We start from the raw sequence: 16,979 nt of genomic DNA on the forward strand, positions 1-16,979 counted from the left end.
GCGTCGCGGCATCAACAGACAGCTATAACTCGTTGTAGTTCTTGGCTTTTCTTATGAATCTACAGCTCTGGTATGCTTTCCGGCCTTCGGCCCGAGGTAGCAACCATGCAACTCATCGATATCGGCGTCAACCTGACCAACCCCAGTTTCGCCGACAAACATCAGGCCGTACTCGAGCGCGCCTATGCCGCGGGCGTGTGCCAACTGGTGCTGACCGGCACCAGCGTCGAGGGCAGCGAGCAAGCCCTGGAGCTGCGCCAGCAACTCGATGAAAGCGGCCAGCGCCTGTTCGCCACCGCCGGTATTCATCCGCATTCGGCCAGTGACTGGAACGTTGATAGCGCAAGCCGTTTGCGCAGTCTGCTGCAGGAGAAAAACGTGGTAGCCGTGGGTGAATGCGGGCTGGATTTCAACCGTGATTTCTCGCCGCGCCCACAGCAGGAAAAAGTCCTTGAGGAACACTTGGCGCTAGCCGTTGAACTGCAAATGCCAGTGTTCCTGCACGAGCGTGATGCCAGCCAGCGCCTGCTGGAAATCCTCAGAGACTTCCGCGATCAATTACCCGCCGCTGTGGTGCATTGCTTCACCGGCGAGCAAAAAGCCTTGTTCAGCTATCTCGACCTGGATCTGCATATCGGCATCACCGGCTGGATCTGTGATGAGCGCCGAGGCACGCATTTGCATCCGCTGGTGAAAGAGATCAAACGCGGGCGCTTGATGCTGGAAAGTGACGCGCCTTATTTGCTGCCGCGCACGCTGCGCCCAAAGCCGAAAAACGGTCGCAATGAGCCGGCGTATCTGACTGAAGTGCTGCGTGAAGTAGCGTTGCATCGTGGCGAAACCGAGGAAGATCTGGCGGCGCACACCACCGCGTGCGCCCGCGCGTTCTACAACCTCCCCACCCTTTCCTGACACACCCCAATTTCCTCTGTAGGAGTGAGCCTGCTCGCGATGGCGGCAGCTCATTCAACATTGAGGTGACTGACACACCGTCATCGCGAGCAGGCTCACTCCTACAAGGGCGGGACCGTGCGGTCTGTTGACTCATATCAAGATCCGCAAATCTGCATAGCGGCACAATAATGGCACCTTGCCAAAACTGTTTCCGCTATCAGAGAAGACCTCCATGGGTGCCTGGCTTAGCAATATCTCGCTGAAATACAAATTCTGGGCGGTCAATGCGGTCGCCTTCGTCACAACCCTGTTGCTGGTGCTGTACGCCGTGCAGCTCGAACAACAGGCGCGCAGTAACGCATCACAGGCATCGGCGCAAGCTCAGGCGCAATTGCTCAAGGCCTGGCCGGCCGGGCAGCCATTGCCGAAAGCTGATCAAGTGCTGACCTTTAAACGCGGCGAAGCACCGCGCCTGAACGATCAACCCTTGCTGGAAATCACGGAAAGCAACGGCTGGAACGACATCAATCATATGCCGCTGTTCGGCGACAATCCGTTAATGGGCGCCGAAGTGTTCAGCCGCGCCGATGGTCAGCAGGTCGCGGTGATTGCCTATGGTCCGAGCCTGAGCCAAGTGTTCAGCGAACGTTTCGCCAACTATGCGGTGGCAGTGTTCATCCTGATGTTCGCCATGCTGTGCGCCTCGCAACTTTTAATCCGCTTCCTGCTCAGCCAGCTCAACACCTTGAAAGACGTGATGCTCCACGTCGAGAAAAGCGGCGATCTCTCGGCCCGTGTGCCGCTGGCCGGCAAAGACGAAGTCGGGCAGATGGCCAATGCGTTTAACGCGATGCAGGCCGGTTACCAGCGCGTTGTGACGACCGTCGCCAACACCGCGCGGCAACTGGATGTCGGCGCGGCACGGCTGGCGTCGAGCATGAACGAAGTGCGCCACGGCATGCTCGGCCAGCAGAGCGAAACCGATCAGGCCGCCACCGCGATCAACGAAATGACCGCCACCGTTTACCACATCGCCCAGCACGCCGGCGCCACACGCGACCTGTCGCAGGCCGCCGATGGCCTCGCCGGCAGCGGTCAGCAAGTGGTCGCGCGGGTGCAGCAGTCGATTGCCGGACTCTCCAGCGGAGTGCAGCAGACGGCCGAGATGATTCAACGACTGGCCGAGGACAGCCAGAAGATCAACGGCGTGGTCAGCGTGATTCACAGCATTGCCGAGCAAACCAACCTGTTGGCACTGAACGCCGCCATCGAGGCGGCCCGCGCTGGGGAGATGGGCCGCGGCTTTGCCGTGGTCGCCGATGAAGTGCGTAACCTCGCCAAACGCGTGCAGACCTCGACCGACGAGATCACCACGATGGTCTCGGCCTTGCAGGCTGGCACTCGCGATGCGGTGGATTTCATGCAGGAAAGTTCGTACAAGGCCGACGACTGCGTGCAGCAAGCGCAAGAGGCCGGTGCGGCGCTGGCGGAAATCACCGGCGCGGTGGCGCAGATGCGTGAGAGCAACACGCAGATTGCCGTGGCGGCGGAGCAGCAGAGCCAGGTCGCGGAAGAGATGAACCGGGCGGTGGTGAGCATTCGTGATGTGACCGAGAACACGGTGCAGCAGACTGTGGATTCGGCGACCACGAGTAATGAACTGGCGACGTTGGCCGGGGAATTGAGCAAGGCGATCGGTCAACTGAAACTCTGACGGCCCCTTCGCGAGCAAGCTCGCTCCCACAAGGGGATTTGTGTGCGCACCGATCCAATGTGGGAGCGAGCCTGTTCGCGAAAGCGTCAGCCCCGGCAACATCGAATCTTGCGATGACGCCTATCACTTCAATAGCCAACCTTGATTCGCCGCCCTCCGTGCCCAGGCCTATTCTTCAACCATGTGTTCAACAAGGATCGAGGAGTAGAAAACATGGGCAAACGTCACCCCAACCTTCCCGCGTGGCAATGGCGCGCGTACCCGGGCAATCATCAGCACCCGACCAATCTGGTGCTGCACCTGATTGCCGTGCCGTTGTTTATCGTCGCGTTTCTGCTGATCGTCTCCGGAGTGTTCAGCCTGAGTCTGGCCAGTGTGGCCATCGGCGTGATCGGCATCATCGCGGCGCTGGGTTTGCAGCGCCACGGCCACAGCCTGGAGGCGCAAGCCTCCGAGCCGTTCAGTGATCGTAAAGATGCCGTCTCGCGTTTACTGGTCGAGCAGTTTCTGACCTTTCCGCGCTACTTTCTCAGTGGCGGCTGGTGGCGCGCCTGGCGTGAACGCCACCGTCGGCATTGAGTCAGGCGAAAATCGTAACGGTCTGGCGACTCATCGCAATCAACTCTCCTTCCGCGCTCCACAGCTTGGCGGCGACATGGCCGTAGCCGTCGGCGGCGTATTCGATATCGGCCAGATATTGGCACCAGTCCAGCGTGCTCAAATCGTGTAGCGGCTGCACGAATTCGATGGTCCAGGTCAGCGTGCTACCCGGTGCCGGCTTCTTCAGATATGGCAACAGCGCGGGCGGCCACGCGTCCACCAGGGCCAGCAGATGCGCCTCGTTGACCGGTTCTTCTTTGACATCTCCGCGTAACCGCACCCAGCCGCCCATCAGCCGCGATTGCGTGCCGGTGAACGGCATGCCGCCGACGCTCCAGCGCATCGCCAAATGACGCATGAATTCTGGGGTCACGCCTTTGATGTAAGGCAACTCCTGGCATTCGCCCCAGTGCTTCATTGATGGCGCCGAATAGGCTTCGACTGCCACCTCCGACGGCCGCGAAGCACCGAAGCTGCCTTGAACGATCGTTACCACCTGACCATTCTGCATCGCCCGGCCCATGACCTGGCTAACGGCCTTGCCTTCGCGCAGTACATCGACTTCGAAACTCACCGGGACTTCAGGTTCGACAGGGCCGACAAAGGTGATCGCCAGCGAACGCACCGGGCGATCTGCCGGGACTTTCGCGCGCATGGCTTCATATTGCAGCGCGGCCACCAGACCACCGAAACTGGCACGGCCCTGGCCCCATTCGGCAGGGATCGTCAGTTCCGGTTGGCGGCGGACCGCCTCGAGCAGATCGCTAAAGCGCATGGCAACCTCAGAAAACAAGAAAGGAATGCAGGGATCTTAACCAGAGCTGCAGAGCGCCGCAGCGTCTATTCCGGTCAAATGGGCTGACAGAAAGGCCTTACCGGGCTAACCGACACACACAACACCCTGTGGGAGCGAGCTTGCTCGCGAAAGCGGTGTGTCAGGTAAGAATGTACCGCCTGACAGAATGCATTCGCGAGCAAGCTCGCTCCCACAAGGGGATGTGGTGATTTCAGGATTATTTGAAACAGGCTGAACTGAGTTTTTCCAGCACGCGATCTGCCTTGCTTTCGGCTTTGATCATGGTCGCCTGCCAAGTGGCGACACAGGGCTGCAGATCCGCCTCAAGCTCAGCCTTCGCCAGCCACTGCCAGCAATCGTGCCAGTCGCCCAGCGCGCCTTGGGCAGACTTGAGGCGAGCCAGCGCCGCCTCGGGCAAGCGGTCGAGTTCGGGATAGGCTTCGATGCCGTAGCGCACGCGTTTGATCAGCAAACGCAGGCGATGACGGTCGTGAGCGGGATCGTGCAGCGCCTCGTCGAGTTTCTGCCATTGCTTGCCCAAGCGTTTTTCGATGCGTTTGTCCAAGCCCTTGAGCAAGCCCTGACGCTGAGACGCACGCAGAAATCGCGGGAAAGCGTCGAGAATCATCAGCAGCGAAGCCACCTCGGCGCTCGCCGCCAGCGCCGGATAAGCCTCGGCCATTTGCGCCATGCGCCGTTGCGCCGCTGCCGGTTGATCATGCGCAAGCAGATAAGCCGCCAGCACCTCGCGATCACGCCACGGCGTGGTCAATTGGCCGACCGCCGAAGCGGCATCTTCCAGTTGTTCGACACCGGGCAGACCGCGCAATGGCCGCAACAGACTGCGCAAGCGCCGCACCGTAGTGCGCAGATCATGTAGCGCCTCGGGGTCGGTCCGTGCAGTGAGCCGTGCCTGACAGGTCAGCAGGCGCACTTCCAGACTCAGGACATGAGCCACCAACCGGTCAACCAACGCAGACATCACTTGCTCCTGATTCAAATGGCTTCAAGGTTCATTTTGCCGCTCAGTCAAAGCAGCGTCCTTGCTTCACGTCAGCAGCTTAGCGGCCGGCGCGGGATTCGCGAATGTAGAAACGCGCTTTCTCGGCTTTGTTGCTGCAGCCTTCGAACCCTTCGAATTGCTGCTGGGTCTTCGCGGCGGTCAGCAGCGACAACGCTTTGGAGTAGCTGACAGTGCCGGCAAAGCCTTCGGCCTTGGCCAGATCCAGCTCATGCCAGGCCGCGTCGAGCTGGCTGCCGCAGCTGTCGCGGTAAGCGGTTTTACCGGCGCAACCGGCCAATGCCAGAGCCATCAACGGCACACAGATCCAGGCTTTCATCTCTCACACCTCAAATAGGTCAACAGTCGTGCAGGTAAGACGGCCGGGCTACGAAAAAGTGCCTTGCCGGCGGGTGAAACCGCGCAACTGAGAAGGATAGCGCTGAAGGGCCATGCAGTAGCGAAAAAACGACGTCACCGGCGCACTCAACGACCTCGGCGATTGAGCCTGCCCGGCGATGGGTGCATTGTGGAACCTTGTCGGGAGGACGCTGGATGAAAAAAAAACGTGTCGCGCTGGTACTGGGCTCCGGTGGCGCCCGGGGCTATGCCCATATCGGGGTCATTGAAGAGATCGAGAAACGCGGTTACGAAATCGCCTGCATTGCCGGCTGTTCGATGGGCGCCGTGGTCGGTGGGATCTATGCCGCCGGCAAACTCGACGTATACAAGAACTGGATCGAAAGTCTCGATTATCTGGATGTGCTGCGCTTGGTCGACGTGAGTTTTCGCCTCGGCGCGATTCGCGGCGAAAAGGTCTTCGGACAGATCCGCAAGATCGTCGGCGAGGTCAACATCGAAGATTTGCGCATCCCCTACACCGCCGTCGCCGCCGACCTCACCAACCAGCAGGAAATCTGGTTTCAGGAAGGCTGCCTGCATCAGGCGATGCGCGCCTCGGCGGCGATTCCCAGCCTGTTCACCCCGGTGATGCAAGGCAATCGCATGCTGGTCGACGGTGGCATTCTCAACCCGTTGCCGATCGTGCCAGTGGTGTCGAGCCACTGCGATCTGATCATTGCGGTCAATCTCAATTCGACCAATCAGCGTCACTACAAATTGCCGGTGATCCAGCGCCCTGCCGCTTTTCGCTCACGCTTCGACAGCCTGATCAGTTCGCTGGGATCGAAGATGCCATTCCGCCGTACACAGGCCGAGCAATTGTTGCGGCTCGAACAGGAAGCGCTGCGCGCCGAAGCGGCGGACATCAATCCCTGGCTGGACGGCGCCGAGCCGGAGAGCCAGCAACCGGCAGCCGCGCCCGAGCGTGAAGGCGCACCGAAATCGGCGACCGGTTCATTCATCATCGATAACGTCGGACCGGCCTCGTTGCTGGACTTGATCAACCAGAGTTTCGAGGTCATGCAAACCTCGCTGGCGCAGTACAAGATCGCCGGATATCCGCCGGATATCCTGATCAATGTACCGAAGCGGGTGTGCCGGTTTTTCGAGTTTTACAAGGCGCCGGAGTTGATCGCGTTGGGGCGCGAGATTGCGCGGGATACGCTGGATCGGTATGACAGTGAGCAGCAGCAATAAAGATCAAAAGATCGCAGCCTTCGGCAGCTCCTACAGGGGAACGCATTCCAATGTAGGAGCTGCCGAAGGCTGCGATCTTTTAGCTATCCCGCAGATTCCAACAGCCGATAGCCAACCCCGGCCTCCGTGACAATAAACCGCGGCCGCGTCGGGTCATCCGCCAGTTTCTGGCGCAAATGCCCCACCACAATCCGCAGATAATGGCTGTCCTCGGTGTGGGTCGGCCCCCAGATATCCTTGAGCAATTGTTGCTGGGTAATCACCCGCCCCGGATGCCGTGCCAGTTGCGCCAGCACCGCGTATTCCTTGCGGGTCAGCGCCACTTCGACACCGTCGAGCAACACCCGCCGATAAGCCAGATCCACGGTCAGCGGGCCGAAGCTCAGCGCTGCCTGCTGCGCCTCCCCTGCCGGAGCCTGACGCAACAAGGCGCGGACTCGGGCGAGAAACTCCTGAATGCCGAACGGCTTGGTCACGTAGTCATTGGCGCCGCCATCCAGCGCCTGGACTTTCTGCCCTTCGCTCGCGCGCACCGACAGCACCAGCACCGGCGCCGTCGCCCACTCGCGAAACTCGCGCAGCACTTGCTGGCCATCCATGTCCGGCAGGCCTAAATCGAGCACCAGCAGGTCCGGTTTGTTCAGCGCCGCTTGCGCCAAACCCTCGGCACCGTTGCCGGCCTCGAGCACTTTATAGCCCTGTGAGGTAAGGCTGATGCGCAGGAACTTACGGATCTGCGGTTCGTCGTCGATGACCAAAATGGTCGTGGTCTGGCTCATGAATTCACATCAACACAAATGATTGGCAAGAGAGTAGCGCAGTCAGCTTCAGCCTTCATCGTCCATCCCCGGTTGCGTCTGCAACGGCAAGTGCAAAGTGATGCAGGTGCCGTGTCCCTCGATGCCGTCGGCGACGCTGATGCGCCCGCCGTGCGCGCCAACCATGCCCTGACAGATCGCCAGGCCGAGGCCCGTGCCCTGGCCGCCACGATCACCCCGGGCAGCGGTGTAGAACATGTCGAAAATCTTCGCCCGCTCATCCTCCGGAATCCCCGGCCCTTCATCGCTGACCGAGAAGAAAATCTCTTGGTCATCCGCGCCTGCGCTCAGTTGCAAGCGACCGTGAGCGGGTGAGAAACGCGCTGCGTTTTCCAGCACATTGACCAGCGCCTGCTCGATCAGCGCGGCATGCACGAACAACAGCGGCAATTCACTAGGCACATCAGTGCTGACCTGCAACGGCGCGAGCACCGCACGCAGGCGATTGAGCGAACTGCCGACGATATCGGCCGGCGACACCCAGTCCCGCGCCAGCTTCAGCGCGCCGTGGCCGAGGCGGGTCATGTCGAGCAGATTCTGGATGTAGCGATCAAGGCGCTCGGCTTCATCGCGGGTGCCTTCGAGCAGTTCACGACGATCTTCCAGCGGGATCGCTTCGCCGAGGGCCAACAGGCTGTCGATGCTGCCGCGCATGGCCGTCAGCGGCGTGCGCAAATCGTGGGACACGGAGGCCAGCAAGGCACTGCGCAGTTGTTCGGTTTCACCGTGCAGGCGCGCAGCTTCCAGGTCATCAGCCAACTGCGCGCGCGCCAACGCTTGGGCGAGCGGTTGACTCAACGCGGTGAGCAAGCGGCGACGCTGGCCACTCAAGGTCTGGCCTTCTTTGGCGCAGACACCGAGCAGCGCCAGCGGCCCGTCCTCGACCGAAAGCGGCCACCACCACCAGCGTCCGAACGGCAGCGTGCCAGTGCCCATGCCTGCCGGTTGATCGTGTTGCCAGGCCCAGTCAGCGGCGGCGCGTTCGGACTCGGTAAACTCCAACGGCCCGCCGGTCTCGACCTTCCAGCCGCCCTGCCCGTCCCGGTTGAGCAGGCATAACTGCAGATCGCTCCAGCCATTGAGGTGTTGCGCGGCAGCGCTGACCACCGCTTGGCGATCGGTCGCAGCGGTGAGTTTGCGCGACAGGTCGAGCAGTTCAGTGGTCTCTTCCTGGGTGTCGCGCAGGGCTTGCAATTGCCGACGCTGACGCGCCGCGAGGTTGCCGGTGAGCGCTGCCATCAACAGGAAGAACAGCAAGGTCAGCACGTCTTCTTCGCGCTGAATACTGAAGGAAAAATTCGGCGGGATAAACAGGAAGTCATAGGTCAGAAACGACAGCGCGGCACAGGCCAGCGCCGGACCGAGACTGCTGCGCACCGCCACCAGCAGCACCGCCGCAAGGAACACCAGCGAGATGTTCGGCAGCGGCAGCACGCTCGACACTGCCCACGCCAGGGCGGTGGCCAATACGGTGGCGACCAGCGCCAAGGCATAGTCGAACCACACCAGGGTCAGCGCGTTGCGCGGGCGCGGTTGATGCTGTTGCTGATCGCTGTCGAGGACGTTGATCTCCAGCCCGTGAGCCTGACGCAGCAGGCGCGCCGCGAGTCCGCCGCCGAACAGACGCCGGCGCAGACGTGGCCGGGACTGGCCGACCAACACCAGACTCGCACGGCGTTCGGCAGCATGCTGGATCAGGGTTTTCGCCACCTCACCAGCGCGCAGCAACACCACGTCACCGCCCAGGCGCTCGGCCAGTTGCTGAGCGCTTTGCAGGCGCAGGCGCGATTGCTCGTCGCGTATGCTGCCGTTATCGACATGCACCAGACTCCACGGTAAATGCCGGCGCTGGGCAACGCGACTGGCGTGGCGCACCAGGCGTTCGGCCTGCGCATCACCATCGACGCCGACCAGCAAGCGCCCGCGCACTGCCGGGGCCGCCTGACCGAGTTGGCGATAGCCTTGGGCGAGATCGTTATCGACCTGTGCGGCAGCGGTTTGCATCGCCAGTTCGCGCAATGCGGTGAGGTTGGTCTGGGTGAAAAACGCATCGATCGCCGCACGCGCCTGTTCCGGCACGTAGACCTTGCCTTCACGCAAGCGCTCGAGCAATTCGCGCGGCGGCAGGTCGATCAGCAGCAGTTCGTAAGCTTCTTGCAGCACCCAGTCCGGCAGGGTTTCGCGCACTTGCACGCCGGTGATGCCGCGCACCTGATCATTGAGACTTTCCAGGTGCTGGACGTTGACCGTGGTGAACACGTCGATGCCGGCGGCGAGCAGTTCCTGAATGTCTTGCCAGCGTTTCGTGTGGCGACTGCCGGGGGCGTTGCTGTGGGCCAGCTCATCGACCAGCACCAGTTTCGGTTTGGCCGCGAGAATGCCGTCGAGGTCCATTTCTTCGAGCATCACGCCACGGTATTCCGAGCGCACCAACGCTTGCTGCGGCAAGCCGCCGAGCAGCGCTTCGGTTTCGGCGCGGCCATGGGTTTCGACGACGCCAGCGATGACTTTCACGCCTTGGCGCAATTGCGTGTGGGCGGCCTGGAGCATGGCGTAGGTCTTGCCGACACCGGGAGCGGCGCCGAGGAAAACCTTGAGCCGGCCACGGCCGTCACGGGGCAGGTCTGCTAACAGCGCGTCGGCGCGGCCGGAGTCGCTCATGCTGGGAGTTCTCTCTTGCTGATGTTGATTCGGTGTTCGTTATGGCCCCTTCGCGAGCAAGCTCGCTCCCACATTTGGAACGCGTCCTCCTGTGGGAGCGAGCTTGCTCGCGAATGGCAACATCACAGAACTACAGTTTTTCCAGTGCCATGTTCAGCGCCAGCACATTCACCACTGGCGGTCCCACCAGCGGCTGTTCGGTATGCGCATCGAGCAGTTGCTGAAGAGTCGATACCGGCACATTTCGCGCTGCCGCAACTCGCGCCAGTTGATAGGCAATTGCCGCCGGTGGCAAGTGCGGATCGAGACCACTGCCGGAGGTGGTCAGCAGGGCCAATGGCACTGGACCTTGGCCGGGAACCTGGAGTTTGTTGGCGTCGTCGATCACGCGGGTTGCCAGTGCCGGATTGCTCGGGGCCAGGTTGCTCGCGCTGCTGGAAACGGTCGCAAACGCACCGGCGGAGGGACGTGGATGAAACCACGCATCGCCGACAAAATCCTGCGCGATCAGCGACGAGCCGCGGACCTTGCCGTCGGCGTCTCGCACCAGGCTGCCATTGGCTTGGGCGGGGAATGCGACTTGCGCAACACCGGTCACCACCAGTGGATAGGCGACACCGGTGACCAGGGTCATCAGCACCAGCAGGCTCAGGGCCGGACGTATCATTGTGGACATTTCAAGATCCTCGAATTCGTTGGGCAAACTTTTGCGGGGTGCCAGGGAGATCTTTTCCCCCTCACCCCAGCCCTCTCCCCCAAGGGGGCGAGGGGGAAAGGGAGCCGATTTCCCTGCTTTTCAAAACTTGCGTTCGGCTCGGTATTTCAAGTCGGTGCAGCTCTCGTAAACACCTCGGTCAGTCCCCTCCCCCTTAAGTTCGCGAAGGGAAAGGGAGCCGATCTTTGTGCAGTTCAAAACCTGAGTTCGGCGCGGTATTTCAAGTCGGTGCAACTCTCGTAAACACCTCGGTCAGTCCCCTCCCCCTTAAGTTCACGAAGGGAAAGGGAGCCGATCTTTGTGCAGTTCAAAACCTGAGTTCGGCGCGGTATTTCAAGTCGGTGCAGCTCTCGTAAACACCTCGGTCAGTCCCCTCTCCCTTAAGTTCACGAAGGGAAAGGGAGCCGATCTTTGTGCTTTTCAAGACCTGAGTTCGGCTCGGTATTTCAGGTCGATGTACCTCTGTTGAGCCACTCGGTCAGTCCCCTCTCCCTCTGGGAGAGGGTTAGGGTGAGGGGCTTTTTCCGGCCTCACACCAGATGCAGCGCCGTGAGCAACATGTCGATCGCCTTGATCCCCAAGAACGGCACCAGAATCCCGCCCAGTCCATAGATCAGCAGATTGCGTCGCAGCAACGCTGCAGCACTCGCCGCCTGCACGCGCACACCGCGCAGCGCCAGCGGAATCAGCACGACGATGATCAAGGCGTTAAAGACGATCGCCGAGAGAATCGCGCTCTGCGGACTGGTCAGTTGCATGATGTTCAGCACGCCCAGTTGCGGATAGATCGAAGCGAACAGCGCCGGCAGAATCGCGAAATATTTGGCCACGTCGTTGGCGATGGAAAACGTCGTCAGCGCACCGCGCGTCACCAGCAATTCCTTGCCGATCTGCACCACGTCGAGCAGCTTGGTCGGGTCGCTGTCGAGGTCGACCATGTTCGCCGCTTCGCGGGCAGCCTGGGTGCCGTCGTTCATCGCCATACCGACGTCCGCCTGAGCCAGCGCCGGCGCGTCGTTGGCACCGTCACCGCACATCGCAACCAGACGACCATCGTTCTGCTCGTGACGAATGCGCGCGAGTTTCTTCTCTGGCGTGGCTTCGGCGAGGACGTCATCAACACCTGCTTCAGCGGCGATGGCGGCAGCGGTCAGCGGGTTGTCGCCGGTGACCATCACGGTGCGAATGCCCAGTTTGCGCAGCTCGGCAAAACGCTCGCGAATCCCCGGTTTGACCACGTCCTTGAGATGGATCGCGCCAAGCAGTTTGCCGTCAGCGCAGACCAGCAACGGCGTGCCGCCGCTCTGGGCGATCTTGTCGATTTCCCGCGACAGGGCCGGAGCCAGATCCGAGCGCTTTTGGCCGAGGAAACTCAGCAGCGAATCCACCGCACCTTTGCGGTAGACACGACCCTGATAGTCGACGCCGGACAAACGGGTCTCAGCGCTGAACGGCACAGCGGTCAAGGTTTCCAGCGCCGGCTCAGGCTGTGGATGCAGACCCCGCAGGTATTCGACGATGGATTTACCTTCAGCGGTTTCGTCAGCCAAAGAAGCGAACAGCGCACCTTCGGCCAGCTCGCGACCACTCACACCCGGCGCGGCATACACCGCACTGCAACGACGGTTACCGAAGGTGATGGTGCCGGTCTTGTCCAGCAGCAACACATGCACGTCGCCCGCCGCTTCCACCGCACGACCGGACTTGGCGATCACATTGAGGCGCACCAGACGATCCATCCCGGCGATACCGATCGCCGAGAGCAAACCACCGATGGTGGTCGGGATCAGCGTAACCAGCAGCGCCACCAGAAACACCAGCGGCAGGCTGCCGTTGGCGAAATGGGCGAACGGTTGCAGGGTCACGACCACCAGCAGGAAGATCAGGGTCAGGCCGATCAGCAGAATATCCAGCGCCACTTCGTTCGGGGTTTTCTGGCGTTTGGCGCCTTCGACCAGCGCAATCATGCGATCAAGGGTCGACTCGCCCGGATTGGCGGTGATCTGCACCAGCAACCAGTCGGAGACCAGTCGCGTGTTGCCGGTGACGGCCGAACGGTCACCGCCGGATTCGCGAATCACCGGCGCCGATTCACCGGTGATCGCCGCTTCGTTGACCGCCGCGATACCTTCAATGACTTCGCCATCACCGGGGATCATTTCCCCTGCTTCGACGCGCACCACATCACCCTTGCGCAGACTCGCCGCCGGCACTACCTGAAAGCTGCCGTTGGCCAGTTTGCGCCGTGCGCTGAGGCCTTCGCTGCCCGCCTTGAGGCTGTCGGCGCGGGCCTTGCCGCGACCTTCGGCCAAAGCTTCAGCGAAGTTGGCGAACAGCACGGTGAACCATAGCCACAGGGCAATTTGCGCCGCCACGAAAGTCGGTACATCGGCGTCAGGAATGAAGCACAGCACGGTGGTGAAAATCGCCGTCAGCTCAACCACCAGCATCACCGGCGAACGTTTCAGTTGCCGTGGGTCGAGCTTGACGAAAGCTTGCACCAGCGCCGGCCGCCACAGGGCCGAGATCGCGGTTTTCGCTTGTTCCGGCGCCTTGACGGCAGCGGGTTTGATTGCGGGCATATTCATCATTCAGTCCTCAGAAGCCCATGCTCAGGTGTTCGGCAATCGGGCCGAGCGCCAGAGTCGGCAAGAAGGTCAGGCCGCCCACCAGCAAAATGGTCACGGTCAACAGGGTCACGAACAGCGGGCCGTGGGTCGGGAAGCTGTTCTGGCCGATCGGTGCGGTTTTCTTCATCGCCAGGCTGCCGGCCAGAGCCAGTACCGGGAGGATGTAGCCGAAGCGACCGATCAGCATGCCCAGACCCAGCATCAGGTTGTGGAACGGTGTGTTGGCACCCAGGCCACCGAACGCCGAGCCGTTGTTGGCGCTCGCCGAGGTGTAGGCGTAGAGCAATTGACTGAAACCGTGCGGGCCGGGGTTACTGATGGTCGCCGCAGCACTGGGAACCGCTGCGGCAATCGCACCGAGCACCAGCACGCCAACCGGCATGACCAGCAGGGTCACCACCAGCAATTGCACTTCGCGCGCCTGGAGTTTCTTGCCGAGGTATTCCGGCGTACGCCCGATCATCAGACCGGCGAGGAACACCGCGATCAGCACGTTGAGCAACATGCCGTAGAGCCCGGCACCGACGCCGCCGAAGATCACTTCGCCGACCATCATGTTGACCAGCGCGACCATGCCGCTGAGCGGGTTGAGGCTGTCGTGCATGCCGTTGACCGAACCGTTCGAGGCGGCCGTGGTGGTCACCGACCACAGCACGGTAGCGGTGGTGCCGAAGCGCGTTTCTTTACCTTCCAGCGGCGCGGTCTGTTCGACGGCAGCGTTGTTCAGGGTCGGGTTCGGTTGATATTCGGCCCACAGCGAGGTCGCGCCGCCGATCAGGAACAGCGCCAGCATGCAGGCGATGATCGCGCGGCTCTGACGCAGGTCTTTGACGTAGTGGCCGAAAGTGAACACCAGCGCCACCGGGATCAGAATAATTGACGACACTTCAAACAGGTTGCTCCACGCGCTCGGGTTCTCGAACGGGTGCGCCGAGTTGACGCCGAAGAAGCCACCACCGTTGGTGCCCAGTTGCTTGATCGCAATCTGACTGGCCGCCGGGCCGAGCGGGATCACTTGATCAACGCCCTGCATCGTCACCGCATTCACATACTGCGCGAAGGTTTGCGGCACGCCCTGCCAGACCAGATACAGTGCCAGCAACAGGCACAGCGGCAGCAGACCGTAGAGGGTGGCGCGAGTCATGTCGACCCAGAAGTTGCCGAGGGTTTTCGTCGATTTGCGGCCGATGCCACGGCACAGTGCGACCAGAACGGCGAGGCCGGTAGCGGCGCTGACAAAGTTCTGCACGGTGAGGCCGATCATCTGGCTCAGGTAGCTCAGAGACGCTTCACCGCTGTAGGACTGCCAGTTGGTGTTGGTCATGAAACTGACGGCCGTGTTGAACGCTTGCGTCCATTCCATGCCCGGCAGATTTTGTGGATTCAGCGGCAAGTGATCCTGGAACAACAGAATCGCGAACAGCAGGAGGAAACCGGCGAGGTTGAACGCCAGCAGCGCCAGCGTGTACTTCTGCCAGCTCTGCTCGGCGTTAGGATCAACCCCGGCGACGCGATAACAGCCGCGCTCGACCGGACCGAGAACCGGCGTCAGCCAAGTCCGCTGACCTTCCATTACCTTGTAGTAGAAGCGCCCGAGGAACGGCGCCGGCAGCAAGACCACCGCAAAAAACGCGAGGATCAGCCAATAGTCATAACTGTGCATAGCCGCTCCTAGTTCCGATCCGCGCGCAACAGCGCAACCAACAGATAAATGAACAGCCCCACTGCCAACAGCAGTGACACCCCGTCCAGAACGCTCATGGAAGATCTCCGTGTTACGGCGTATTGCCGCGTGTGGAGGCATTGTCGGAAAGGAGGCTGTAAAGGAACGAGAGCGAGGGTGTTGGCTGTGCATAAAGAAAGCGTAAAGAGTGGATTTATGCCGGCGTTACAGGTGGGTTTTGCGCCTTATGGGCGGGCCTCTTCGCGAGCAGGCTCGCTCCCACAATTTGAAATGCATTCCCCTGTGGGAGCGAGCTTGCTCGCGAAGACGGCAAAACGAGCAACATCGCACTCAACTGGCGCACAAAAAGCAGCTATCCCACCGCGAACATCCCCGATACGACAGCTTTCAACTCATTACGACTTGTTTCACAGCAATGGCACGCCCACTGCACACGCCCTCCCCGAGCTTTCCAAACCGTTCAGGGAGCAAACGCATGAACACACAACTCAAACCCACACTGGGCACCTTGCACCTGTGGGGCATTGCCGTAGGGCTGGTGATTTCCGGGGAATATTTCGGCTGGAGTTACGGCTGGGGTGTGGCCGGGACGCTGGGTTTTCTGGTGACCTCGTTCATGGTCGCGACCATGTACACCTGCTTCATTTTCAGTTTCACCGAACTGACGACCGCGATTCCTCATGCGGGCGGGCCGTTTGCCTATAGTCGTCGAGCGTTTGGTGAAAAAGGCGGATTGATCGCAGGGCTGGCGACGCTGATCGAATTCGTCTTCGCTCCACCGGCTATCGCGCTGGCGATTGGCGCCTACCTGAATGTGCAGTTTCCGGCACTCGATCCGAAGCATGCGGCGGTCGGCGCTTACATCGTGTTCATGGGGCTGAACATTCTCGGGGTGAAACTGGCGGCGACCTTCGAGCTGGTGGTCTGCGTACTGGCGGTGGCCGAGTTGCTGGTGTTCATGGGCGTGGTCGCGCCGGCCTTCAGCTTCAGCAACTTCGCACTGAATGGCTGGGCCGGTTCGGATGTGTTCGGTGCGCCAGCGATTGCCGGGATGTTCGCCGCGATTCCGTTTGCGATCTGGTTTTTCCTGGCGATTGAAGGCGCAGCGATGGCTGCCGAAGAAGCCAAGGATCCGAAGCGCACGATTCCCAAGGCCTACATCAGCGGCATTTTGACTTTGGTAGTGCTGGCAATGGGCGTGATGTTCTTTGCCGGCGGCGTCGGCGACTGGCGCACCCTGGCCAACATCAACGACCCGCTACCGCAAGCGATGAAAACCGTGGTCGGCGACAACTCCGGCTGGCTGCACATGCTGGTGTGGATCGGCCTGTTCGGTCTGGTCGCCAGTTTCCACGGGATCATTCTCGGCTACTCACGTCAGTTCTTCGCCCTCGCCCGCGCCGGCTATCTTCCCGCTTCGCTGGCGAAACTCTCGCGCTTCCAGACACCGCACCGCGCCATTATTGTCGGCGGTATCATCGGCATCGCGGCGATTTACAGCGACGGCCTGATCAACCTAGGTGGCATGACCCTGACCGCCGCGATGATTACCATGGCGGTGTTCGGCGCCATCGTGATGTACATCATGAGCATGCTCAGCCTGTTCAAACTGCGTAAATCGGAGCCGAATCTGGAACGCACCTTTCGCGCGCCGTGCTATCCGCTGATTCCGCTGATTGCATTGGTGCTGGCGGTGGTGTGTCTGGTGGCGATGGCGTGGTTTAACACGTTGATCGGCTTGATTTTCCTCGGCTTCATGGCGGTGGGTTTCGGCTACTTTCTGCTCACCGGGCAACTGCGTGCCAACGCACCGGCCGATGCGATGCTGACAGGTCATTGAGGGATTTCGGGTGTACCGGGTGCAAGCG

General features: G+C 61.1%; 14 protein-coding genes. 5 read left to right on the forward strand and 9 right to left on the reverse strand.

What is annotated here, in order from left to right:
* The first annotated feature begins 105 nt into the window (after window positions 1-105).
* The 3 genes from AC0ZWN_RS02940 to AC0ZWN_RS02950 all read left to right on the forward strand — a co-directional run bounded on the left by AC0ZWN_RS02940 (window position 106) and on the right by AC0ZWN_RS02950 (window position 3,187).
* Entirely contained in the window at window positions 106-912 is an 807-nt protein-coding gene (locus AC0ZWN_RS02940) for a TatD family hydrolase (protein WP_476333991.1), read from the forward strand.
* Window positions 913-1,126: 214 nt separating this feature from the next.
* Window positions 1,127-2,608 (forward strand): methyl-accepting chemotaxis protein, encoded by a 1,482-nt coding sequence (locus AC0ZWN_RS02945; RefSeq protein WP_476333993.1) that lies wholly within the window; start codon window positions 1,127-1,129, stop codon window positions 2,606-2,608.
* Between the two features lie 213 nt (window positions 2,609-2,821).
* On the forward strand, window positions 2,822-3,187 hold the full coding sequence (locus tag AC0ZWN_RS02950) for a DUF962 domain-containing protein (protein WP_093435199.1): 366 nt from the start codon (window positions 2,822-2,824) through the stop codon (window positions 3,185-3,187).
* 1 nt (window position 3,188) lies between these two features.
* On the opposite strand, the gene AC0ZWN_RS02955 is transcribed toward AC0ZWN_RS02950, so the two are convergent.
* From AC0ZWN_RS02955 to AC0ZWN_RS02965, 3 genes are all read right to left on the reverse strand, one after another.
* Window positions 3,189-3,983: an acyl-CoA thioesterase gene (locus AC0ZWN_RS02955; RefSeq protein ID WP_116256325.1), complete on the reverse strand. Its 795-nt coding sequence runs from the start codon at window positions 3,981-3,983 to the stop codon at window positions 3,189-3,191.
* A gap of 238 nt (window positions 3,984-4,221) precedes the next feature.
* Window positions 4,222-4,986 carry a CHAD domain-containing protein gene (locus AC0ZWN_RS02960; RefSeq protein WP_476333995.1) on the reverse strand — a complete coding sequence of 255 codons (765 nt, stop codon included), beginning with the start codon at window positions 4,984-4,986 and terminating at the stop codon, window positions 4,222-4,224.
* Window positions 4,987-5,065: 79 nt separating this feature from the next.
* Window positions 5,066-5,344 carry a hypothetical protein gene (locus tag AC0ZWN_RS02965; protein WP_064120270.1) on the reverse strand — a complete coding sequence of 93 codons (279 nt, stop codon included), beginning with the start codon at window positions 5,342-5,344 and terminating at the stop codon, window positions 5,066-5,068.
* Window positions 5,345-5,559: 215 nt separating this feature from the next.
* On the opposite strand from AC0ZWN_RS02965, the gene AC0ZWN_RS02970 reads away from it, so the two are divergent.
* On the forward strand, window positions 5,560-6,603 hold the full coding sequence (locus AC0ZWN_RS02970) for a patatin-like phospholipase family protein (protein ID WP_476333997.1): 1,044 nt from the start codon (window positions 5,560-5,562) through the stop codon (window positions 6,601-6,603).
* Between the two features lie 83 nt (window positions 6,604-6,686).
* Here the strand turns inward: AC0ZWN_RS02970 and AC0ZWN_RS02975 are convergent, their stop codons facing one another.
* From AC0ZWN_RS02975 to kdpF, 6 genes are all read right to left on the reverse strand, one after another.
* On the reverse strand, window positions 6,687-7,382 hold the full coding sequence (locus tag AC0ZWN_RS02975) for a response regulator (protein ID WP_476333998.1): 696 nt from the start codon (window positions 7,380-7,382) through the stop codon (window positions 6,687-6,689).
* Between the two features lie 48 nt (window positions 7,383-7,430).
* The gene (locus tag AC0ZWN_RS02980) at window positions 7,431-10,082 is read right to left on the reverse strand and encodes a DUF4118 domain-containing protein (protein WP_476333999.1); all 2,652 of its coding nucleotides are present in this window, start codon (window positions 10,080-10,082) and stop codon (window positions 7,431-7,433) included.
* A gap of 130 nt (window positions 10,083-10,212) precedes the next feature.
* Window positions 10,213-10,758, reverse strand: a complete 546-nt coding sequence (gene kdpC / locus AC0ZWN_RS02985) for a potassium-transporting ATPase subunit KdpC (protein WP_476334001.1) — start codon at window positions 10,756-10,758, stop codon at window positions 10,213-10,215.
* A gap of 569 nt (window positions 10,759-11,327) precedes the next feature.
* The gene (gene kdpB / locus AC0ZWN_RS02990; RefSeq protein WP_476334002.1) at window positions 11,328-13,385 is read right to left on the reverse strand and encodes a potassium-transporting ATPase subunit KdpB; all 2,058 of its coding nucleotides are present in this window, start codon (window positions 13,383-13,385) and stop codon (window positions 11,328-11,330) included.
* Window positions 13,386-13,395: 10 nt separating this feature from the next.
* Window positions 13,396-15,090 carry a potassium-transporting ATPase subunit KdpA gene (kdpA, locus tag AC0ZWN_RS02995; RefSeq protein ID WP_093435224.1) on the reverse strand — a complete coding sequence of 565 codons (1,695 nt, stop codon included), beginning with the start codon at window positions 15,088-15,090 and terminating at the stop codon, window positions 13,396-13,398.
* An 8-nt stretch (window positions 15,091-15,098) separates the two neighbouring features.
* Window positions 15,099-15,188: a K(+)-transporting ATPase subunit F gene (kdpF, locus tag AC0ZWN_RS03000; protein ID WP_007899818.1), complete on the reverse strand. Its 90-nt coding sequence runs from the start codon at window positions 15,186-15,188 to the stop codon at window positions 15,099-15,101.
* 398 nt (window positions 15,189-15,586) lie between these two features.
* Here kdpF and eat point away from each other — a divergent pair, with 398 nt between their 5' ends.
* Window positions 15,587-16,951 carry an ethanolamine permease gene (gene eat / locus AC0ZWN_RS03005; protein WP_257355754.1) on the forward strand — a complete coding sequence of 455 codons (1,365 nt, stop codon included), beginning with the start codon at window positions 15,587-15,589 and terminating at the stop codon, window positions 16,949-16,951.
* Window positions 16,952-16,979: the final 28 nt, after the last annotated feature.

The organism is Pseudomonas sp. 3B-A001-10F, from assembly GCF_056313565.1.